Annotated in this window: 19 protein-coding genes; 10 read left to right on the top strand and 9 right to left on the bottom strand. The window is 45.1% G+C overall.

Annotated elements, in window-relative coordinates; translation table 11 throughout:
- Positions 1-134: 134 nt before the first annotated feature.
- The 3 genes from PEB0122_RS09440 to PEB0122_RS09430 all read left to right on the top strand — a co-directional run bounded on the left by PEB0122_RS09440 (position 135) and on the right by PEB0122_RS09430 (position 6,483).
- Positions 135-1,355, top strand: coding sequence for a UbiH/UbiF family hydroxylase (locus PEB0122_RS09440; protein ID WP_075917210.1), 1,221 nt, complete (start codon positions 135-137; stop codon positions 1,353-1,355).
- 161 nt (positions 1,356-1,516) lie between these two features.
- Positions 1,517-1,993 carry an NUDIX hydrolase gene (locus PEB0122_RS09435; RefSeq protein ID WP_075870805.1) on the top strand — a complete coding sequence of 159 codons (477 nt, stop codon included), beginning with the start codon at positions 1,517-1,519 and terminating at the stop codon, positions 1,991-1,993.
- A 746-nt stretch (positions 1,994-2,739) separates the two neighbouring features.
- The gene (locus tag PEB0122_RS09430; RefSeq protein ID WP_075916955.1) at positions 2,740-6,483 is read left to right on the top strand and encodes a vitamin B12-dependent ribonucleotide reductase; all 3,744 of its coding nucleotides are present in this window, start codon (positions 2,740-2,742) and stop codon (positions 6,481-6,483) included.
- Positions 6,484-6,797: 314 nt separating this feature from the next.
- Here the strand turns inward: PEB0122_RS09430 and miaA are convergent, their stop codons facing one another.
- Positions 6,798-7,664 (bottom strand): tRNA (adenosine(37)-N6)-dimethylallyltransferase MiaA, encoded by an 867-nt coding sequence (miaA, locus tag PEB0122_RS09425; protein WP_075916953.1) that lies wholly within the window; start codon positions 7,662-7,664, stop codon positions 6,798-6,800.
- Positions 7,665-7,678: 14 nt separating this feature from the next.
- Here miaA and serB point away from each other — a divergent pair, with 14 nt between their 5' ends.
- Complete coding sequence (gene serB, locus PEB0122_RS09420; RefSeq protein ID WP_075916950.1) at positions 7,679-8,578, top strand: phosphoserine phosphatase SerB; 900 nt, start codon at positions 7,679-7,681, stop codon at positions 8,576-8,578.
- Between the two features lie 414 nt (positions 8,579-8,992).
- On the opposite strand, the gene PEB0122_RS09415 is transcribed toward serB, so the two are convergent.
- From PEB0122_RS09415 to PEB0122_RS09380, 8 genes are all read right to left on the bottom strand, one after another.
- Complete coding sequence (locus PEB0122_RS09415) at positions 8,993-10,492, bottom strand: Do family serine endopeptidase (protein WP_075916948.1); 1,500 nt, start codon at positions 10,490-10,492, stop codon at positions 8,993-8,995.
- 140 nt (positions 10,493-10,632) lie between these two features.
- Complete coding sequence (locus PEB0122_RS09410; RefSeq protein WP_075870810.1) at positions 10,633-10,818, bottom strand: DUF2065 domain-containing protein; 186 nt, start codon at positions 10,816-10,818, stop codon at positions 10,633-10,635.
- Complete coding sequence (hflC, locus tag PEB0122_RS09405) at positions 10,818-11,714, bottom strand: protease modulator HflC (RefSeq protein ID WP_075914353.1); 897 nt, start codon at positions 11,712-11,714, stop codon at positions 10,818-10,820. The genes PEB0122_RS09410 and hflC overlap by 1 nt, the downstream gene beginning before the upstream one ends.
- Entirely contained in the window at positions 11,714-12,901 is a 1,188-nt protein-coding gene (gene hflK, locus PEB0122_RS09400) for an FtsH protease activity modulator HflK (RefSeq protein ID WP_075916946.1), read from the bottom strand. Before hflK ends, hflC begins: the two co-directional genes overlap by 1 nt.
- A 112-nt stretch (positions 12,902-13,013) precedes the next feature.
- Positions 13,014-13,520, bottom strand: coding sequence for a dihydrofolate reductase (locus PEB0122_RS09395; RefSeq protein ID WP_075916944.1), 507 nt, complete (start codon positions 13,518-13,520; stop codon positions 13,014-13,016).
- Positions 13,520-14,314: a thymidylate synthase gene (locus PEB0122_RS09390; RefSeq protein WP_075914350.1), complete on the bottom strand. Its 795-nt coding sequence runs from the start codon at positions 14,312-14,314 to the stop codon at positions 13,520-13,522. Before PEB0122_RS09390 ends, PEB0122_RS09395 begins: the two co-directional genes overlap by 1 nt.
- A gap of 517 nt (positions 14,315-14,831) precedes the next feature.
- Entirely contained in the window at positions 14,832-15,998 is a 1,167-nt protein-coding gene (locus PEB0122_RS09385; protein WP_075916942.1) for a M20 aminoacylase family protein, read from the bottom strand.
- A 51-nt stretch (positions 15,999-16,049) separates the two neighbouring features.
- A complete protein-coding gene (locus PEB0122_RS09380; protein WP_075916940.1) occupies positions 16,050-17,354 on the bottom strand; it encodes an MFS transporter in 1,305 nt (434 codons plus the stop codon).
- Positions 17,355-17,510: 156 nt separating this feature from the next.
- On the opposite strand from PEB0122_RS09380, the gene PEB0122_RS09375 reads away from it, so the two are divergent.
- The 6 genes from PEB0122_RS09375 (at position 17,511) to PEB0122_RS09345 (ending at position 23,344) form a co-directional block, all read left to right on the top strand.
- On the top strand, positions 17,511-18,434 hold the full coding sequence (locus PEB0122_RS09375) for a LysR family transcriptional regulator (RefSeq protein WP_075916936.1): 924 nt from the start codon (positions 17,511-17,513) through the stop codon (positions 18,432-18,434).
- 569 nt (positions 18,435-19,003) lie between these two features.
- On the top strand, positions 19,004-19,756 hold the full coding sequence (locus PEB0122_RS09365) for a transporter substrate-binding domain-containing protein (RefSeq protein WP_075870819.1): 753 nt from the start codon (positions 19,004-19,006) through the stop codon (positions 19,754-19,756).
- Positions 19,757-19,825: 69 nt separating this feature from the next.
- Complete coding sequence (locus tag PEB0122_RS09360) at positions 19,826-20,545, top strand: ABC transporter permease (RefSeq protein WP_075916932.1); 720 nt, start codon at positions 19,826-19,828, stop codon at positions 20,543-20,545.
- On the top strand, positions 20,545-21,252 hold the full coding sequence (locus PEB0122_RS09355) for an ABC transporter permease (protein ID WP_075917209.1): 708 nt from the start codon (positions 20,545-20,547) through the stop codon (positions 21,250-21,252). Before PEB0122_RS09360 ends, PEB0122_RS09355 begins: the two co-directional genes overlap by 1 nt.
- A gap of 39 nt (positions 21,253-21,291) precedes the next feature.
- Complete coding sequence (locus PEB0122_RS09350) at positions 21,292-22,539, top strand: NAD(P)/FAD-dependent oxidoreductase (RefSeq protein ID WP_075916930.1); 1,248 nt, start codon at positions 21,292-21,294, stop codon at positions 22,537-22,539.
- Positions 22,540-22,564: 25 nt separating this feature from the next.
- Positions 22,565-23,344, top strand: a complete 780-nt coding sequence (locus tag PEB0122_RS09345) for an amino acid ABC transporter ATP-binding protein (protein ID WP_075914344.1) — start codon at positions 22,565-22,567, stop codon at positions 23,342-23,344.
- The last annotated feature ends 25 nt before the right edge of the window (positions 23,345-23,369 follow it).

The following is a 23,369-nucleotide window of genomic DNA, read 5'->3' as shown; positions in this document are numbered from 1 at the left end:
GTAAATTTTTAGGCTCGTTCTATCACTGATAACAAAAATTGAAACAATTGTTTGTAAATGCTGGATTGATCCACATATTGTGCTAACTTTAACGTCGGGTGGTTGAATATGTAATCTATCAGAAAGGTCTTGCTATGGTAGTAGCGCCGGTAAAAGAAAATGATACAAAAATAGCAATCATCGGTGCAGGGCCGGCAGGCATGATTTCTGCTCTTGCAGCTGCACAAAAAGGGTATCGGTCATTTCTCATCGGGCCTGATACCAATAAGAATGACCTTCGCACCACCGCGCTAATGATGCCCGCCATTAAAATTCTTGATTCGCTCGGCGTTTGGAAAGATTTGCAGGATAAAGCTGCTGCGCTTTCAACCATGCGAATCGTTGATGGCACAAAAAGACTTATTCGTAGTCCGGTCGTAAGTTTCCACTCTTCCGAAATCGGTGAAATAGCATTCGGCTATAATATGCCTAATGTCGAGCTTAACAACGCAATTAATAATGCAGTATCAAGCTCAAAACTGATCAAGCGACTGGATCAATCGGCAAAATCCATTGTCAATTCCGATGATCATGTAACGATCAATCTTGATGACGGTTCATCACTTGTCGTCAATGTTGTTGTTGCAGCCGATGGGAGAAACTCGAAGGCACGCATTGCTGCGGGAATTGATTGCCGTCAATGGAACTATCCACAAACAGCCGTCATACTGAGTTTTGCTCATGAGTTTCCTCACAATAATATTTCAACAGAATTTCACACTGAGGATGGTCCGTTCACACAAGTCCCGTTGCCTGGAAACAATTCAAGTCTGGTTTGGGTCCTCAATCCCGAGCGGGCAAACAGAATTCTTGGATTGGGTAAAGAAGCTCTTGGGCGAGCGATTGAAGAACGCATGCAAGCGATGCTTGGTAAAGTCACAGTCATTACGCCAGCGCAGGCATGGCCATTATCGGGTATCGTACCGAAGTCGTTTGCAACAAAACGGACAATTCTTGTCGGTGAAGCTGCCCATGTGTTTCCCCCGATTGGTGCACAAGGATTAAATCTCGGTGTTCGCGATGCGATCAATATGGTCAAAGCAATCGATAGTGACGGCCATGACGTCGGCAGCGATAAAGTCATGGAGAATTATAACAAATATCGCAAAACCGATATCTGGGTTCGTACCGGTTCCGTCCATGCACTCAATAGAGCTCTTCTTTCCGATATGTTACCTGCCCAATTTATTCGCAGTGCGGGTCTCGAACTACTACGAAACTTCGCACCTCTTAGAAATATTTTTATGCGTGAAGGCATGTATCCTGGAAACGGGTTTCGGGCGATTGCCAAAAGTTTTTGCCCTTCGCTCAAATAATTGCCGGTAAAATAAGACCGGATAGCTTTCTTTATCCGATGCAACTTTGATGGTATTTTCCAGCGGAAACTTGATTATGTTTATATGCATAAACGGGCTTTAAAGCCCCGTGAACAGCCAAATTGATAATTCACGACACTTCAATTCAAAGAAGGAGACATATGACTCAATCAACTGAAATCGATGGTACTCTCGTTGCCGCAGAAAGAAAAATAGTCGTTGATGGCAACCATTTTTTGCAAGTTGGTGCTTTGGTTTATCGTTTGCAAAAAAAAGCTGTCGAATTTCTGGTTATTACGAGCAGAGGTACCGGACGCTGGATTATACCGAAAGGTTGGCCAATGCCGGGACGCACGTTGTCACAGGCGGCACTTCAGGAAGCATATGAAGAAGCGGGCGTGCGAGGTATTGCCGAAACGGCTTCGATCGGATCCTATCAATATACAAAAACCGACATGCCGGGCGGAGAGAATGGAGATTTTACGGTCGACGTATTTGCGGTTCTCTATTCACATCAAGAAAAAAAGTGGCCGGAACGCGGTCAACGAATCTTTGAGTGGGTAAGCCCCGAAGAAGCGGCTCACCGAGTCGGCGAACCGCAATTGAAAAAACTTTTATTGGATTATCGCCCTCATTAAGACCATCTTTTTACGAGTGCATCATGCTAATGGAGCAGAATATCCGGCTAACGAAATCGTGGCTAAAAAATTACGCCGGTTAAATGATTCGCTCTTTCAATTTCCCTATCCTATCGTTCTATCAACGTTTTTTAAATTCGGCGTTTTATCCCGTTTATAATTCGCTCCAAATACAGTCACGTATTTTGCGGAAAAATAAAGCGCTGAATTTTATAGTCCCCGCTATTCACACATTGTCCACCGGAACGACTACTACATCTAGTTGTTTCAAGATTTGAACAAACGACGCCTTGACGTCAAATCTGTTTTGTTCTTTTATGCTGAAATGATGATGCATTGAAAAATGCACCACGTTCCAGATTTGTAATCATGCGTAATTTTGTGTGCAGTCAACAGGTATAATTGCGAGCATTTATGGCTCGCATTTTTGTTGTTTTGTGCACATAAAAACGTTCACAAAACGTTGTGTAAAACTTATGTGTTTATAGAAAATTTACTATATGTAGTCTTAAATGGGGACTAGATACACATGATATAGTTCGTGCGTCTTTTTTAAGAAAAAGATGCATTTTTTTGCACCGGAAGCCGGCAGATTGTTTTATCGATTTGTCACCGATTGGTGTCGTTGAAAAAATCAGGGGTTAAATCCTTTCCATACATTCTGTTTGGTGAAAAGGATTTAGAGAGGTTTGTACGCTGCCGCTATGGAGGCGAGGCAAACACAACATATTGAATAAGGACAGGCTATGAAGATCGCACGCCATTTCACAAAGGAGGGGCAATCGCCCTACACAGGAATTGAATTCCATAAGGCTACAAGTGAAATAAAAAATCCTAATGGTTCGATCGTTTTCCGGCTCGAAAATATCGATGTTCCGAGCCAATTCAGTCAGGTTGCAGCCGATATTCTGGCACAGAAATATTTTCGTAAAGCAGGCGTTCCTGCTGCATTGAAAAAGGTTGAGGAAAATGGTGTCCCTTCGTGGCTCTGGCGATCGGTCGCCGATGAAAAAGAACTGGCAAAAATTGCCGAAGACCGCCGCTATGGTTCTGAAATGGATGCGCGTCAGGTGTTTGACCGGCTTGCCGGAACGTGGACCTATTGGGGCTGGAAAGGCAAATATTTTGATACCGAGAGTGATGCTTTAGCATTCCATGACGAGCTTGCTTATATGCTCGCCACCCAACGCGTAGCACCAAATAGTCCGCAATGGTTCAACACGGGCCTCTTCTGGGCTTACGGCATTGATGGTCCAAGTCAGGGGCATTTTTATGTAGATTGGAAAACTGGCGAATTAACGAGATCGAAATCGTCATACGAACATCCACAACCTCATGCCTGTTTTATTCAGTCGGTTGCCGATGACCTCGTGAACGAGGGCGGCATTATGGATTTATGGGTGCGTGAAGCCCGTCTTTTCAAATACGGTTCCGGCACAGGTTCGAATTTTTCGCAATTGCGCGGCCAGGGCGAAAAGCTTTCCGGCGGTGGTAAGTCTTCCGGTTTGATGAGCTTTCTCAAAATTGGTGACAGAGCAGCCGGAGCGATCAAATCGGGTGGTACAACACGTCGTGCAGCCAAGATGGTTGTCGTTGATATCGATCATCCGGATATCGAAGCCTATATTGACTGGAAGGTGCACGAAGAACAAAAAGTAGCTGCTCTGGTTACCGGTTCCAAGATTGTCAAAAAACACCTCACAGCCATTATGAAAGCTTGCGTTAATTGCGAAGCTGATAATGGAGATTGTTTTGATCCCAATAAAAATCCTGCCTTGAAACGGGAAATCCGCGCTGCAAAAAAGGATCAGGTTCCGGAAAATTATATCCAACGTGTTATCCAGTTTGCGCGCCAAGGTTTCCGCGAAATGGAATTCGATACCTATGACACAGATTGGGATTCGGAAGCCTATCTTACTGTGTCAGGGCAAAATTCGAACAATTCTGTTTCTTTGAAAGACGAGTTTTTACGGGCTGTCGAAAAGGACGGCGACTGGAACCTTATTCGTCGTACAGATGGTAAAGTGCATAAAACAGTGCGTGCCCGCGATTTGTGGGATCGGATTTCTTATGCTGCATGGGCTTCGGCTGATCCGGGAGTCCATTTCAACACCACTATGAATGATTGGCATACGTCACCTGCCGAAGGGCCAATTCGCGCCTCGAATCCTTGTTCGGAATATATGTTCCTCGACGATACCGCCTGTAACCTTGCTTCGATCAATTTGTTGTCATACCGCAACCACGATGGTTCATATGATCTTGAAGCCTATGAACATAGCGTCCGTCTATGGACAATCGTTCTCGAAATATCGGTTATGATGGCGCAATTTCCATCAAAAGAAATTGCCAAAAGGTCTTATGAATACCGAACCCTCGGCCTTGGCTATGCCAATATCGGTGGTCTGTTGATGACATCGGGCATTCCTTATGATTCCGATAAAGGTCGTGCCATTTGTGGTGCATTGACCGCAATCATGACCGGCGTTGCCTATGCAACGTCAGCAGAAATGGCAAAGGAACTTGGAGCTTTCAAAGGTTACAAACCTAATAAAGACAATATGTTGCGTGTTATTCGCAACCACCGTCGTGCGGCCTATGGTGAAACTTCAGGCTATGAAGGACTGTCAGTCAATCCTGTCGCTTTAATTGCCAAAGACTGTCCCGACCAGAAAATGATTGAACGGGCTCGTAAAGCTTGGGACAAAGCTCTGGAACTCGGGAAACTTTATGGCTATCGCAATGCGCAAGCCACTGTTGTTGCTCCAACCGGAACAATCGGCCTTGTTATGGATTGCGATACAACCGGCATCGAGCCCGATTTTGCGTTGGTAAAATTCAAGAAGCTTGCCGGCGGCGGATATTTCAAAATTATCAATCGTGCAGTTCCTGAAGCTTTGCGGACACTCGGCTATTCGGAAAGCCAGATTGCGGAAATTGAGGCTTATGCAGTCGGCCACGGAAATATCAATCAGGCTCCGGCAATCAATCCGACGACATTAAAAGCCAAAGGCTTCACAGATGAGAAGATCGAAGTTCTGAACGAGGCGATGAAAAGTGCCTTCGATATCAAGTTCGTTTTCAACAAATGGACGTTGGGCGAGGATTTCTGCAAAAATGTTTTGAACTTCACCGAAGAACAACTTGATGACGTTTCATTTGAAATGTTGCCTGCTCTCGGTTTTTCGAAAAAAGATATCGAGGCTGCCAACCTTCATGTTTGCGGTGCAATGACTCTGGAAGGAGCCCCTCACCTCAAGCAGGAACATTATCCGGTGTTCGATTGTGCCAATGCTTGCGGTAAAATTGGCAAGCGTTACCTGTCTGTCGAAAGTCACATCCGCATGATGGCAGCGGCCCAGCCGTTTATTTCCGGCGCTATTTCAAAGACAATCAACATGCCTAACGATGCGACTGTTCAAGATTGTGCCAATGCCTACATGTTGTCATGGAAACTTGCACTAAAGGCCAATGCTCTTTATCGCGACGGCTCCAAATTATCCCAGCCGTTGAACTCTTCTCTCATTGCTGACGATGATGATGAAGATGCTGTCGATAATCTTATCGAGCAACCGGCGGCTGCGCGTACAGCAAAAGTCACTGAAAAGATCGTCGAAAAAGTTGTCGAAAAATATGTCCATGCACGCGAGAAATTGCCTAATCGCCGGCAGGGTTACACGCAAAAGGCAATAGTTGGCGGACATAAAGTCTACTTGAGAACCGGTGAATTCGGTGATGGCCGCTTGGGCGAGATCTTCATTGATATGCACAAGGAAGGCGCCGCTTTCCGCGCTATGATGAATAATTTTGCTATCGCTATTTCACTTGGCCTGCAATACGGCGTGCCGTTGGAAGAATATGTCGATGCATTTACTTTCACCAAATTTGAACCGGCAGGCATGGTTCAGGGAAATGATGCAATCAAAAACGCGACATCAATTCTTGACTATGTATTTCGTGAACTCGCGGTTTCGTATCTCGGGCGCTATGATCTTGCCCATGTCGATATATCGGACTTTTCCAACACAGCTTTGGGTAAAGGTGTGAAAGAAGGAAAAACCAATCTGATTTCGACTGGTTGGACACGCGGTTACAAACCGAAATTTGCTGACCCGAAAGCACCGGTTGCAAAAATTGCAACTGCTGCTCCAAAGTCTAATGTCACCACGTTAAAACCGGCTACTGCGGTTCAATCGAAAGCCGCTCCGTCATTGGAAACACAAGGTGCCACAGCTTTAAGACATGATCTCAACGAGGAAGAAAACAAAATAGATAATTTATTCGACGCCGATACGTCTGCTGAAGCAAAAGCAGCAGAAATGGCCAATGAAGTTGCCGAAGCCAAAAAGCTTAACTCCGACCGTAGAAAACAAGCAATGATGCAAGGCTATACTGGCGATATGTGTTCGGAATGCCAGAACTTCACAATGGTACGTAACGGCACTTGCCTGAAATGCGATACCTGTGGAGCAACAAGCGGGTGCAGCTGATTGCTTTTCACATCTGATAATTTTTAAAAGCGGCTCTTTTTCAAGAGCCGTTTTTTTAACTGCTATGGCCGTTAGTAGCTTGGCTATTCATATTAAAAAATTCAAAATAGAAAATTTACAGTAACAAAGTGGAAACGAAACCGGCAAGTTTGACGGTGACTGTCCTCTTGCCAGGATGAAACATCGGCTTTCATGATGTTTCATACAAAAGCTTTCAAAAGGGTCTGAACATCTTCCCTTCTAAAGTTGCGAAAAAATTGAAGACAAGCGTACTCTTTCAGGAAATGATTTTCTCTGTTTTTACAGCGGCATTCTCATATCTTTTCCCAATCCCTTCCTAACTGATGCCTGAACCACGTCATTTGGCGTTTTGCGTAACGGCGTGTATTCGTTTTCGCTTCGACAATCGCCTCTCCGATTGTCTTTTTGCCTTTCAGAACATCTATAAATTCCGGTATGCCGATGGCTTTCATTGCAGGCATTGAAGGATTTAACCCCAGTTCATCCAAAGCACGAGCTTCCTCCAATGCTCCGTTTTCAACCATTTTATCAAAACGCCGTTCAATGTGACGATAAACGACGTCTCGTTCCGGCAATAAAAGCAATTTTTTCAAATCGCCCGTTTCAAGCAAAGGTTTTGTTTTCCAGTTTTGCCAATAGCTTAAAGTTTTACCGGTTGCATCATGAACTTCCAATGCCCGAACAATCCTCTGTCCATCCTTTTCGCTTAAACGGCGGGAAAGTTCGTAATCAATCCCCTGAAGCACCTTATAAAGCTCTGAAGCCCCCTCTCCTTCCAGTCTTGTGCGCCATTTTTTTCTTGTTTCTTCGGGAATATCGGGAATTATGGCCAACCCTTCAGTTAACGCCTTGAAATAAAGGCCTGTGCCGCCGACAAAAATGAGAGGTCTTTCAACCGTTTTGAGGACTTCTGCAACATCCTTAAGCCATTTGCCTGTAGAATATTGCTTTTCAGGAGAAACATAACCGTAAAGATAATGCTGGACACGTGCCATATCTTCTACGCTCGGCCGTGCTGTAATAACGTTTAAAACGTCATAGATCTGCATTGAATCTGCATTCACAATTACGGCATCATTATCTTCCGCCAGTTTTAACGCAAAATCCGACTTGCCGCTTGCCGTCGGTCCCGCTATCAAAGTAATTGTTCTTTTTTTCATGAGCGGAGTTTTCCATGCCCCAAAGTGAATTGCTTGTGGCCACGTTGATTGCCAATCCTGAAAGACCAGTTTTAACACCACAGCTCGTTGATAAAGCCTCTCATAGTATCAATGCAAGCACTGTCTATTGGCTTTGTGACGACGTTGCTTGTGACATTCCGCTCAATGACAGAATCAGTCCGGATGAAGCACAAAAAGCTTTGCGTATCGCCCTTCAGGGAGAACCTGTTGATGTTGCCGTCCAAATTCAGGACAAGCGGCGGAAGAAACTTCTTGTTGCTGACATGGACTCAACCATGATCGGTCAGGAATGTATTGACGAACTCGCTGATGCTGCGGGGTTGCGAGACTATATTTCAGAAATCACAAGACGTGCAATGAATGGTGAAATTGCCTTCGAACCGGCACTGCGCGAACGTGTCGCTTTATTAAAAGGACTGCCATTGTCGATTATTGATGATGTCATTGAAAAACGCATTACTCTCTCGAATGGTGGAAAAGAACTCGTCGCAACGATGCGTAAAAATGGAGCTTACACGGCACTTGTTTCTGGCGGTTTCACATTATTTACTTCAAAAATTGCCCGTGCCATAGGCTTTGACGAACACAATGCCAATGAACTTCTCGTCGAAGGGGATCATCTTTCCGGCCTCGTTAACGAGCCGATTTTGGGAAAACAAGCAAAAGTTGAAAAACTGGTAGCACTTTGTAACAAGCTCAATATCTCGCCGGATGACGCCATGGCGGTCGGAGATGGTGCCAATGACCTCGCAATGCTAAAACGAGCGGGTTCTGGTGTAGCCCTGCACGCCAAACCGGTCGTAGCGGAAGCTGCCTCCATTCGCATTGATTACGGCGATTTAACGGCTCTTCTTTATTTGCAAGGATATCGCAAGTCCGACTTCGTCAGTTGAGCCTTTTTAAAGTCATAATCAGCCGGAAACTGAAGCAATTTTCGTTTGAGGTTTTTGAACCATTGTAGCCGGCATTCTGTGAAAGGGTTCGGAAACCGAACAAGCTTCAGCTTTCACAATATTATTCCACTTTTTAGATAAAAACCGGAATAGTTGCAAATGTCGCAATTTTTCCCCGAACATCCTAAAACATTGTCGTTTTCAAGGATCGTTTCAGTTTTTTTAATTTTCCAACTCTGAATTATTTTTTTAAAAACGAACGATGGGCATTTGCTTTCAAAACAATGTTCATTCTGTAGTTTCTCATGATTTTCTAAATTTATACAATTTAAATATCACAATTTAAAAAGACGGCTGGACTCAAGGAAAGGCTAACGACGAAAGCAGTTATCCTACCAGAATGATGTCGATTTATCAGTCGAGGCGTAGCGTAACAAAACGCAATTCACCATCTTCACCGGCAACCATCAACAAAGCGTTTTTACGGCCATTGGCTCGCAAATGATCCAGTTGCTTCGAAACGTCTTCAGGTGTTTTGACAAGTTGCTGGTTGATATCGACAATAACTTCACCCGTACGGATACGCTTTTCATCGGCCGCACTATTGGGCGTAACAGAAGTAACAACAACACCGTCAATTCCTGCTTTGATATGGAAATGCTTTCGCAATTTGTCAGACATGGTAGACAATGTCATGCCCATGGCATGGATGGAATTGTCCTGTTCGGTTTTCTGGTCCTCTTCTCCCTCGTGCTCGCCCTCGTCGGTTTCCGCGTTTGCAACTTCCTTTTCTTTCAGACGTCCGAGTTTGACTTTCACCGTTTTTTCTTCACCATTGCGCAGAATGGTGACGTCGACAATTTTACCAACGGGACTTTCAGCAACGATTCTCGGCAATTCACGCGCGTCTTTAATGGCATGAGTACCAAAGCGCGTGATAACGTCCCCGTCTTTTAACTGCGTATTATCGACCGTTTTGTCGTCAATCTTTCCGGCAACAAGCGCACCTTCCGGTTTTAGTAATTTCAAGCTATCAGCAACTTCCTGCGTTACCGGCTGGATCCTAATTGCGAGAGAACCACGGCGGGTCTCGCCAAATTCCATCAACTGGTCAAGAACGCCTGTTGCCATATCGGAGGGGATAGCAAAACCGATACCGATCGAACCACCGGATGGTGATATAATTGCCGTATTAATGCCGATAACCTTACCATTCATATCGAATAGCGGACCGCCTGAATTACCGCGATTGATCGCGGCATCGGTCTGAATGAAATCATCATAAGGACCAGCGCTGATATCGCGATTTCGTGCCGAGATAATGCCTACAGTTACCGTTCCGCCGAGGCCGAATGGATTGCCTATTGCCATAACCCAATCACCGATGCGCGCACTTTCTGAATCACCGAATGAAACGGCCGTGAGCTTTTTTGCCTTCGAGTCGACTTGTAAAAGAGCAAGATCGGTTTTGGCATCCTTACCTAATAATTTTGCTTTCAGCTTGGAACCGTCGGTGAAATTGACTTCGATATCATCGGCATCGGCGATAACGTGATTATTGGTAACGATAAGGCCCTTTTCAGCATCAATAACAAAACCAGAACCAAGGGATTGAACCTTTCTTGACTGGTTCAATTCACCTTTATCATTTTTCGGAGAAAAAAAATCGTTGAAATATTCCTGAAACGGTGCGCCCTCTTCCACTTTGGGAAGCGCGGTCTTATCACCTTGCTCTGTTCCCTTCACAGTCTGTGAAGTTGAAATATTAACAACTGCATCAAGCAGACCGGAAGCCAAATTTGCAACCGACTCGGGAGCTTTATGTTCAAGCGCCACTTCTGCGAAGCTTTCGGAATGGAAAAAACCGAATGCCGAGCAAAGAAAGACAGCAAACATCATGCGCCTGAACAACATATTATCATCCCATCCGAGAGCAACCAAAAATAACCAAGTTATCAAACGGTTTAGAACATTTCATTGCAAAGGGAAACGGCAGAATTCGAAGCTGGCCAAACTTTACCCCTTTTCACAATGTCGAAGTTTTACCCTATCATTTACGAATGCGAAAGCCACACAATGATCAAACCGATAACCATTGCGCAAAAACCGCTCGCCCGTAAAACATGTTCAGGCGTCACATGTATTTGTGACGCCATCTTTTTTACCAATGCCGGAAAGCCTGCATAAACAAGTCCCTCAATAAAAAGGACAAGACCGATCGCGGTAAAAAACAGGCTCATCAATTATTCGCCGGTGAAACTGCTTTACCGGTAGCTAGCGGATTGTGGAAATAATAGAAGAAATCCTCATTAGGCGAGATGACCATCGGCGTCGATTTCAACTTCTTATAATTTTCCATTGCCAACCAGAAATCATAAAATGACGGATTGGTTTTTCTGGCTTCCAGCAAGAGCCGAATGCTTTCGGCCTGTCCTTCCCCGCGGGTAATCTCGGCATCACGCTTGGCTGCTGCAACGATTTCTTCGTATTCGCGATTGGCTTCGGCAACAATGCGATCCCGTTCCTGCTGGCCACGAGCGCGAATATTTTCTGCTGCTGCCTCACGTTCGGCTGCCATCTGACGATAGACGTCTTCCGACACAGCATCTGTCAAATCGGTTTTCCGGATTCTGACATCAACAATGGTAATGCCAAGTGAACCGGCGTCAGCCGAAAACTGCTGCTGAACCTCTTCCATCATGGCTCCGCGTTCATCCGACAGGGCAGCTTTGAATTCGCGCTTTCCATAAACGGCCCGCAAAGCATCAATGAAGCGTGGCGCAAGGTTTTCTTCTGCGGCAACTTGCGGACGACCCGAGCTGATGCGCTGCAAAAACAATTTCGGATCGGTTATCCGATAGATGAAAAATGCATCGACCTCATAATAGGCCCCACCGCGAACTTGCACTGATTGTGTGGGAACGTCATAGCGCAACAGACGATTATCGATAATCACAGTCTGGTCGATAAAAGGTGTTTTGAAATAGAGCCCCGGCTCCTGTTCGACTCTGACAATTTGCCCGAAACGTTTAACTGCAATCTGCTGACGAGGATAAACGATAAATACCGACATCCAGATCGCTAGCAGCACAACAATAATGACACCAAGGACAATGAAAAAACGGTTCTGCTGCATTATTGCTGCCCTCCTGTGGTATCAGAGCCAGATTGGGTTGGCTTTGCCGCCGTGGAAGTTGTTGAAGACCGATTTTGAACCGACATCAATTCGCTCAAAGGCAAATAGGAAACGGGTCCACCGTTCTTCTGGTCAAGCACCAGTTTATCCGGTGTATTGAGAATGTTTCCTATTGTTTCCATATAGAGACGGTACCGGCTGGCCTCGGGGGCTACAGCTGCCTCGTGCGAGATCGCTTCAAAACGTTCTGCACGCCCCTTTGCCTCTTCAATCATCTGGGCTTTTTCGCCCTTGGCGACTTCGCGTGCCTTCGAGGCCTCACCATTGGCCTGCCCCAATTTCTTGAAACGTACGCGATTACCCTCTTCGATCATACGTCCACGTTCCTGTTCAGCCTGCTGGACTGAATTGAAGGCTGCAGCAACTTTCGTCGGCGGAGCGGCCTCACTTATAGAAACACGATTGATCTGTACGCCAACTTGATATTTATCGGCTGTCGACTGGATAATCTTTTTCACGTTATCGGCGACTTCCTCTTTCTTGTCACGCAGAACATCATCAACCGGGCGGCGTCCGATAACTTCGCGCATGGCACTTTCTGCAACCTGGCGCACAGTGCCTTCCTGTTCATTGACATTGAAGAGATATTTGCTCGGATCGGAAATGCGATAATATACAGAAAAATTGACATAGACGATATTCTGGTCGCTTGATAACATCAAACCATCGCTCTGTTGTGTCTGCCCGGGCTTACCGCCAATGGCAATCGATTTTTCCGTGAGTGGTACTTTCAAATAATTTTCAATCGGCCAAAAATGGAAATGAAGACCGTCATTGATAATACCGGGCTTCGGTACGCCGAACCTCAGTTCAACGGCTTGTTCATTTTGCTGGACGATATAGAAACACTGGAACAGCCAAAATATGATTGCGACGATAATCACAACAAGTACGATAGCGCCACCGCCGAACTGCTTGAGCGTATCCTGACCTTTACGCAAGATATCGTCTATATCCGGACCGTTACCACCATTATTGCCGCCGCCATTGCCGCCCGAACCGAGCGGTTTTTTGCCCCACGGATTTTTATTATTCCCGTTGTCGTTTCCGCCACTACTCCAGGGGCTTCCACCATTATTTCCGCCGCCTCCCCATGGGCCGCCGCCATTCTGATTGCTCCAGGGCATAATCACCTCTTGCTCTACGCAACACTTGCGCAATATTTTTAATTTCTCTTTTATAGGGATGTCGACAGCGCGTTTCAACGCAATGATCGACCTTTTGTCTTTTTTTTAAAGCTTATTGGCGTTCATAAACGACAAATCTTGTAGGAAATGTGTCTTTTAGCCCTTCCGGCACCATTTCGCTGGATAATGCCCGCCAGTTTTCCGGATTGAAAGGCGGAAAAAATGTATCCCCCTCCACTGACGACAATATTTCCGTAACATACATACGATCGGCGAAAGGCAATGCATCTTTGAAAATTGCCCCACCGCCAATAACAAATATCTCATCCGTTTCGGCTTTCACTGCTTCTTCTTCAGCCAATTTTCGAGCTTCGGAAAAAGAGTGGGCAACAATCGCGCCCTCGCGCGAAAAAGACTTGTCACGGGTGATGATAATATTTGCCCGTTCCGGCAGCGGTTTTTTTAAAGAATCCCATGTTTTTCGCCCCATAATAACTGGATGACCGACGGTAATCGATTTGAATCTCTTCAAATCGGTCGACAATCTCCATGGCATCGTTCCATCACGACCGATAACACCATTTTCGGCAACAGCAACAATGAGACTGATCGTTGTCATTATACAGCCACCGGTGCTTTTATGTGCGGAGCTGCTACATAGTTTTCAAGTGTAAAATCCTCATATTCGAATTTGAACAGATCCTTGACATCCGGATTGAGTTTCATCGTCGGCAACGGTAATGGTTTACGTGTAAGCTGCAACTTTGCCTGTTCAAAATGGTTAGAATAAAGGTGGGCATCGCCAAAAGTGTGGACAAAATCTCCGGCCTTCAGTCCTGTAACTTGGGCAATCATCATGGTGAGCAAAGCATATGAGGCAATATTGAAAGGCACACCCAGAAATATATCTGCTGACCGCTGATAAAGCTGACACGACAATTTTCCATCGGCAACATAAAACTGGAACATGCAATGGCACGGTGGCAAGGCCATTTCATCAACCAATGCGGGATTCCACGCTGAAACAATAAGTCGACGGGAATAAGGTGTTTTGGCGATCATCTCGACGACCTTGGCAATCTGGTCGATATGACGTCCGTCAGGAGCCGGCCAAGACCGCCATTGATACCCGTAAACAGGCCCGAGATCACCATTTTTATCAGCCCACTCGTTCCAGATAGAAACGCCGTGATCGTTCAACCATTTGATATTGGTGTCACCACGTAAAAACCATAACAGCTCATAGATGATCGAGCGAACATGAAGCTTCTTCGTGGTCAAAAGCGGAAAGCCTTTGGATAGATCAAACCGCATCTGGTAGCCAAATATCGAACGCGTGCCCGTTCCGGTACGATCGGACCGGTCAACGCCATGTTCCAGAACATAAGATAAAAGGTCGAGATAATTTTTCATGGCTTTTCATTAGCAGATTCTTTGCAATCAAGGAAATAGCCGTCGCCGCCCCGAACTTACCTCTTTCAACAATAAATCACGTTAGAGAAGCGTATTTTTCCGTTTTGGAACGCCTAAACTTCTGCGCCGCTGTTTGGAGAGAATTTTAACGATTAATCTGTCACGCGATTCCAAAACATTTTCAAGTGTTGAATCATGTAGGTTCCATAACACCTTCATTCGAAACGCTTTTTCAGAACTATCATCCGGAAGCTAACAACTTTAAAAAAATTCGCAGATAAAACAGACTTTCTTAGAATTCCGGCTTTAGAGCTTCCACTGCCGCTATAACCACGTTCGACAGCGATCGGGCGGAATGTTCGAACACGTCATTATTTTCGATTCCGGTAGCTATAAAAAACTGTCGGAATCGAAATTTTGAAAGGTTTTTGGTTCTCTAATTATTTCCAAGAATAAGGTGTGGCAAACTTGACCGGTCTCATTGAATAAACGCGCCTACCAACCTAATCTTTTCGCTCTAGCAGAGATAACTTTCAACCAGACGCACCCAAAAGGTACTTGCCCGCAACAACAGGTCGTCATTAAAATTATAATGGTCGCTGTGAAGGTTTGCAGTATTGCCATTACCGATAAAGAGATAACAGCCCTGCTTTTTCTGCAGCATATAAGAAAAATCTTCACTGAACGTGAAAGGTTGTGAGCGGTCTTCTATGGCAGATTTACCGAATGCCTCCTCGGCCACACTACGGGCAAAAGCAGTCAGTTCTCTATTGTTTTGGCAGGCAGGGTTAAGGTGGAAATAATCTATTTCACATTTTGCCCCGAAGACATCTGCCTGATATTCCGCAATTTCCCTTACACGTTTTTCAAGAAGATTGCGCGTTGTTTCGTCATAGCTTCTGATAGTGAGTTTCAATTCTGCCGTTGCAGGAATGATATTGTAAGCTTCACCCGCATGGAAACTTGCAACGGTCACAACAGCTGGCTTCAACGCTGTAACATTACGCGAAACAATAGTTTGCAATGAACTGACAATTGCAGCACCGACAACAATCGGGTCGATTGCTGTTTCAGGCTGGGCACCATGGCCGCTTTTTCCTTTGACGACAATCCGTGCGCGATCCGAAGCCGCAGTTGCAGCACCCGGAATGAAGCAGAAATTTCCGGCCGGTACACCCGGAACATTGTGGTATCCGAAGATAGCATCACATGGAAATTTTTCAAAAATTCCCTCTTCAACCATACGCCGGGCTCCGCCTAAGCCCTCTTCAGCCGGTTGAAAAATAAGATTGACTGTACCGGAAAATTGTTTCGTGCGTGCCAGATAACGGGCAGCCGTCAACAGGCTTGACGTGTGCCCGTCATGACCGCAGGCATGCATCTTTCCGGAGTTTTTACTGGCATAGGACAAGCCGGTCTGTTCATTGACCGGCAAAGCATCCATATCGGCACGTAACCCCAATGTTTTTATACCGTTCCCCGCTTTTAAAGTTGCCACAATGCCGGTTCCGGCAAGGTGCGAAACATCATATCCCCATTCCTGCAACAATTTGCTGACGATGGCAGATGTTGCCTTTTCTTCAAATCCGGTTTCAGGATTGGAGTGAATTTGATGCCTCAGTTCCATCATCTCGGGTAAATAAGCGTTGATGGCACTAGCAACTTCACGACTATCTTCTATCATTTTCAATTTCAGCCGGTGTGCCTTTCTTGCGAGGCACACCGGATTTTTCTCCTATTTCAATTTCGATATTTTACCAGAATATAAAAGTGCAATGATACTCGCAAAAGCAGCGAACATGATATAATAGGCAATAGCACGATTGTCTCCCGTCATGCCTATAAGAGCGGTGGATATTGCTGCAGAAAAACCACCGAATATTGTGACCGCGATATTGTAGGAAAGTGCAATTCCCGAAGACCGGAAAGCCGTCGGGAAGAGTTCCGACAAGGCCGCTGAAGCGGGAGCGGTATAAAGCACCATCAGAACTGCATAAAAAAATTGTTGACCGATAAGCACCCATACGTTCGGATAGGCAGATAATATCCAGAATGACGGATAGGCAAAAATCAGAATGGCGATGGCCGCTCCAATCATAATCGGACGCCGTCCTATCTTATCCGACCATGCCCCAACCAGTGGACAGAACAATAAAACAACGCCCACCACGATCATACCGAGATAAGGAGACGTTAAAGCCATATGCAAATTGTTGATGGCATAAGTTGCCATAAAGGAGCTTGCAGTCTTGCTCGTCACCGTCCAGATCATAACAATGCCGATACCTATCAATAACGGTTTCCAGCTATTTTTGAGCAAAATGGCAAAAGGTACATGTTCTTTGATGCTTTTGCCCTGCTCGGCCAAAAATTCCGGTGATTCGTCAATTTGTCGACGAACATAAAATCCCACAGGAGCAACCAGCATGCCAAAGGCAAATGCCACGCGCCAGCCCCAGAGTGCAACATCTTCGCGCGGCAGAAACGCCGTAATTACCCAGCCTATGATACCAGCCACAAGAAATGCACCCGTCTGACTGACCTGTTGCCATGCAGCATATTGGCCCCGTTTGTTTGCCGGTGCTGTTTCAACGAGGATCGATAATGCCGAACCGATTTCCCCTCCCGCCGAGATGCCTTGTATCAATCTGGCAATGACAATAATGACCGGCGCGAATATGCCGATCTCAGCATAGGTCGGGCATATTGCAATAATTCCCATGCCGATAGCCATTAGAATCATCGTCAGCGAAAGTGCCGATTTCCGTCCAATTCTGTCAGAATAGATACCAAGAACTATAGCTCCGAGCGGACGCGTCAAAAAGCCAATGGCAAAAGTGATAAAGGTGAGTAGCATCGATACCGTTGCATTGCCCGTCGGAAAAAACTGGTCGGAAATGACATAGGCAAAAAGTGCATAGGCACCGAAATCATACCATTCGAGCATGCCACCCATAACGGCAGCAATAATGACTTTCCTCGAAACGATTTTAGTCTCTTTTCCTGTCGAATGTTCGTCCTGAACTTGGGCGTTTTGCATGGATTCTCCTTGAAACTAGATACTTGTGGTAGAGTAACGAAAAGACAAACAATCCTCGATTGTTATTTTATGATAAGAACCATAACAAATAGGTATGGACTTTTAATTTTCGCGAAGCTAATCGGGTAAGTATTTCATAAAAAAGGATAGTCAATATTGGATATCAAACAGATCCGATACTTTCAGGCGATTGCCCAATATGGCAGCATCTCCGAGGCAGCAAGACACCTCTTTATCGTTCAACCGGCGCTGAGCCGCCAGATCAAAGAACTGGAAAGACATCTGGGAGCAAGGCTTTTCATCAGACGTCAAAAAGGCATCGAACTCACCAAAGCCGGTGAACAACTTTTGCAAGATAGTTCAACTATTTTACAAGCGCTCAATCTTGCGATTACAAATGTCAAAAGAGCAAGCGGCATCAAGGAAACGCTTCATATCGGCATTGCTCCTACCTATACGTGGAATCCGATCGTCGTTGGAATTATCAGAGATTTTTGCAAGTGCTATCCCGACATAAACCTTTCTCTGGAACCAACGCTTGCTGTTGGTCAATCCGAAAGATTGACCAACGGAACACTTGATGCCGGTTTCATGGCATGGCGCCTCAAGGCAGATACGACAAAAGAAGGTATTTTTCTTGACAAATGCCGGCTTTTGATTGCCTGCAATTTTGAAAATAATATTTTTAAAAACAAAAAAGACCTGCAATCACTCGAACAGCAAAAATGTTTATTTTTCCCGCGAGAAATGTCACCTGAATTCTACGATTTTCTATTTGCCGAATGTCGTAAGGCCAATTTCCGGCCTCGCATTGTTACATGTGCAACCGATTTCAATGCATGTCTGGGAATGGTTTTAAGCGGACTTGGCTATACGTTCATTTCCAGTATTTCGCGCTATAATTGCCCAGTCGGAATTCGGCTCGACGAACATCCATCACTTTCCGGGCAATACGATTTCGAGTTTGTCTATCGCAAAACCATTAGAAAAGAAGCGTTGCAACTTTTGGTCGATTTTGTAAAAAAACGGCAAAATTCCCGTAACCTCTCCGACATTCAAAAACATAATAAAACGCTATAATCGGTAAACTTGATCACGGCAGATCTAATAGCTGCTTTCAGAGAAATACTTTAGCGTATTTTCTTGAATTTCTACTCGTGACATATCTTTTTCATTACACCATTCTCTCTTAAAAAATATCGGCCTTTTTCACAATGAGACGAGATATCACGTAACAGGCAAAAGTCACGCCTGACAGAACGTCACCCTAATTAGTGTTCCTACAACGACAATGCGCTAAGGCGTCAGCATTGCTTTTTAAAACTACGCTCTAACCACAATAACGACTCTTTGATTGCATTTATCGCCAATTACCGCCTGACTTAGGCTGCGAGTATTTTTGGGCGTTCCGATTTGTCGGTGCAAAAGGAATGTTCTGCCAGCTCATTTATCATCTCTACTTGATGACAATGTTAGGAGAATTAGGAGAAACAAAAAACTTTAGAAATAGCCATTTCACGAAAGAAAAAGATGATGGTTTTGAAGGATATATCAGTGGATTTATGTTTTTAAATTGCCCTTTTTCACAACTTAGCGTTAAGACTATCAAGGTGGAACCATTCAAACAGAAAATAAAATAGGAGTACAACATGAAAATCCTTGCAGCTGGACTCGTTTTGGGAAGCCTTATGATGAGCTTTTCCGCACATGCTGAAAACTTGCGTATCGCAACCGAAGGAGCCTATCCGCCGTTCAGTTACGTTGACTCCAATAACAATCTTCATGGTTTCGATGTCGATATTGCCTATGCACTTTGCGATAAAATGAAAGTCGAGTGCACGGTTACAGCGCAAGACTGGGAAGGAATCATCCCCGGACTTCTGGCAAAAAAATATGACGCCATTATTGCTTCAATGGTTCCTACAGAAGAACGCAAACAAAAAGTCGATTTCACAAACCGCTATTATACGACAACACTTGCTGTTGCTGTCCCGAAGGATTCCGATATCAAGGACCTAAGTCCACAATCTCTCAACGGTAAAAATCTTGGTGCGCAGGCTGGTACAACACAGGCGATCTATGCTGAAGATAATTATGCTCCTGAGGGAACCAATCTGAAGCTTTATCCTACGCCTGAGGAAGCCAATAGTGATTTAATCAATCACCGTCTCGACGCGATCATCCATGATAAATTCCCGCTTCTCACCTGGCTTGAAAAAGACGGCAAGGATTGCTGCAAACTTCTTGGTGAAGTTGAAGGCACAAGAGAGCCTATTTCCATTGCTATTCGCAAAAACTCGGATGATTTGAAAAATCGTCTGAATAAGGCAATTGATGATATTCGTGCCGATGGTACCTATGACAAAATTGCCAAAAAATATTTTCAATCCGATATTTATTAATTAACCGGTTGAATCGTTTTGAAATTTTTTCTATCGGCTATTGATAACGAATAACCGGAGCGTTCATTGATGATTGAATATTTGTCATTGCTGTCATTTGGCAGTGGCGGTTGGGGCATGGTCATGCTTATCGGAGCGGGAGTGACGTTGTCACTCGCGCTTTGTTGTCTACCTTTGGGACTTCCCCTCGGTCTCATCTGCTCGCTTATGATTCAGTCGGATGTGAAGTTTTTCCGGATCGTTGCAACAATATTTTCAGCAATATTCCGCGGATTGCCCGAATTATTGACATTGTTTCTTGTCTATTACGGATTACAGACCCTCGTACAATCTTTGATGGCTCATCTGGACATCGAGGCAAACTTTTCTGTCAATGCTTTTTTTGCCGGTGTGTTGGCACTAGGAATGGTTTTTGCCGCTTTCTCTTGCGAGGTTTGGCTTGGAGCTTTCAAAGTATTGGATAGTGGCCAATATGAAGCTGCTAAAGCTTTAAGTCTTTCGCCGGCGACAACATTTTTCCGCGTGGTTTTACCGCAACTCGCACGCAATGCCCTGCCCGGCCTTTCCAATAATTGGCTGACACTTCTCAAAGATACGTCCTTGGTATCCACAATTGCACTCGTTGATGTGATGCGCCAGACGAATCTTGCAGTTGCAGCAACAAAACAACCGATGTTTTTCTATTCGACTGCCTGCGTCATCTACCTTATCTTTTCGGCCGTTTCTTCTTCCATCATTCGTCATATGGAAAAACGTGCCAATGCCTGTTATGAAAAGGCATCCGCATGATGATCCCAGATTTCCTGCATTTTATCATCAATCCGGATATTTTGAGCCGCTACGGCATGAAATTTATTGACGGTTTTTTCGTCACTATAAAGCTCGTGGCACTTTCCTATACTGTCGGCTTTTTCTTGAGCATCATGATAACATTTGCGTGGCGCTCGAAACATTCGTGGCTAAGTTTACCGGCTCGTATTTACATCTATTTCTTTCGTGGTTCGCCGCTCCTTGCACAACTATTTCTATTCTATTACGGCATCGGCTCGTTCAGTGTTTTTTGGAAAAGCGTCGGTTTGTGGTGGTTTTTCCAAAGCTCGTGGTGGTGCTGCCTCTTCATTTTCTCGCTGAATACTTCTGCTTATCAGGCAGAAATTTTCCGCGGCAGCATGCAATCGGTACCCGCCGGTCAATATGAAGCCGCCAAAGCATTGGGGCTTAGCCGGAAAACCACTTTCATCCGCGTTATATTACCGCAATCCATGATCATGGCGTTACGTCCTTTGGGAAACGAGTTTATCCTTATGATCAAAGCCAGTGCTGTTGCATCTCTCGTAACGGTCTATGATCTGATGGGCGTTGCCAAACTTGCCTATTCACGGACGTTCGATTTTCAGGTCTATATCTGGGCGGCTGTACTTTATCTGATTATCGTTGAAATTGTTCGACGCTTGATCGGCATGACAGAACGTAGACTGACGCGTCATCTGCGTTAATACAAGCCGGATAAAAGAGGATTGCGGGATTAAGTTCAAATGAAAAAATTTGATGTTGTCGTGCTCGGAGCCGGAATCGTCGGCGTGTGCACATGTTTACATCTACAATTGAGAGGTTATCACGTTTGCCTTGTCGATAAAAAAGACCCCGGACAAGGGACAAGTTACGGCAATGCGGGACTGATCGAGAGATCAAGCGTCATTCCTTACCATTTTCCCCGAGAATTTTCGCGTCTCATCGCCTATGCGTTCAATCATCAAACCGATGTCCGGTTTGACTGGAGTTACCTGCCGCAAATAGCACCGTGGCTCTTCAAGTTCTGGCACCAATCATCACCGAAGAATCTGGAAGAATCGACATTGGCTCTGTTACCTCTCATTGAAAACAGCGTCAAAGAACACGATTTTTTAGCCGAATTGGCTGGTGCCACCTCTTTTATCGAGCCGAAGGGCTGGCTTGAGATATTCCGCAGCGATAAAGACTTTGATAAAGCGAAAAACCATCTTCTTACGCTTGAGCGTTGTCACCTCAATTACGATGTTCTTGACCGGAACGCGCTAATTCAGCGTGTTCCACATATCAATCCACAGCTTGTCGGCGGCATTCATTGGCTTGACCCGAAAACTGTCAACGACCCCGGCGGATTGACCGCCGCTTATGCGCGTTATTTTATCAAACAAGGTGGGAGTTTTGTGAAACTCGATGCTTTAAAAACCGAATATAATAACGGAATCTGGCAAATAAATGATAACGGCATATCAATTGGAGCACCCGACATCGTCGTTGCTCTTGGTCCTCAATCCATTCAGTTTTTGAACAAATTCGGCTATCGTCATATTCCTTTTGCCATAAAGCGTGGCTATCATATTCACTACCAGCAAGTCGACGAGAAGACAGTTCTTGAACATTCTATCTGTGATCCCGTCGCCGGATTTGTACTGGCGCCAATGCGTCAAGGAATTCGGCTCACAACGGGAATCGAATTTGCAAGTCCGAAAGCCCCGCCTTATTGGACACAACTAAAGCGGGCTGAAAAAATTGCCAAAAACATTTTTCCGCTTGGTGAATATGTCGAGACCGAACCTTGGCTCGGTGAACGCCCCTGCCTTTCAGACATGCGCCCGATTATCGGAAAAGCCCCCTCTCACAAGGGTCTTTGGCTCAATTTTGGCCATGCGCACCATGGATTGACGCTCGGAGCGGTTAGTGGAAAATTACTTGCCGAGATAATGGCGGGTGAACAACCATTGACATCTCCTGATGCTTTCAGTCTAACACGGTTTTGAGAACCAGAAACGGAGAACAACAGCAATGGCGGCAGTTCAGCACAAGAACAACGATAAAGCCAAATCGGATGAACATGTCATTGTCATTGAAGAATTGAACAAGTGGTATGGAGAATTTCAGGCTCTTCATAATATCTCCCTTGACGTTAAAGCGGGAGAACGCATTGTTTTATGTGGACCGTCCGGTTCCGGTAAATCGACCCTTATCCGCTGCATAAACCAGCTCGAAGTACCAGAACAAGGAAGCATCCGAATTTATGGTGTCGATATAATGAGTGCAGCACCGCAAGAGCAGAAAAAGGTGCTCCGCGAAGTTGGCATGGTGTTTCAGCATTTTAATCTCTTCCCCCATATGACTGTCATGCAAAATTGCATTCTTGCACCCATGACCGTCCAAGGACTGACAAAGGATGAGGCGAAAGAGCGCGCGATAAAATATTTAAGTAAAGTCGGTATTGAAGCTCATAGTGAAAAATATCCGTCCCAGTTATCCGGTGGGCAGCAGCAACGCGTGGCTATTGCTCGTGCTCTTTGTATGGAACCCAAGGTCATGTTATTTGATGAACCAACGTCGGCTCTTGATCCGGAAATGGTCGGAGAAGTGCTGGATGTCATTGTAAAGCTTGCCGAAACCGGAATGACCATGCTTTGCGTTACACACGAAATGGGATTTGCGCGCGAAGTTTCGGAACGTGTTCTTTTTCTCGAGAACGGAAGGATTATCGAGGACACAACACCCGATAAATTCTTTTCAAATCCTGATAACCAGAGAGCTAAAGATTTCCTCGCGAAAATAAAACATTAAATAGTTAATTATTGAACCAGCTCAT

Source organism: Ditibartonella apis, assembly GCF_001952075.1.
Lineage (GTDB): Bacteria > Pseudomonadota > Alphaproteobacteria > Rhizobiales > Rhizobiaceae > Bartonella > Bartonella apis.
The sequence above is the reverse complement of the archived record's forward strand: the minus strand, read 5'-3'. Positions and strand labels throughout refer to the sequence as shown.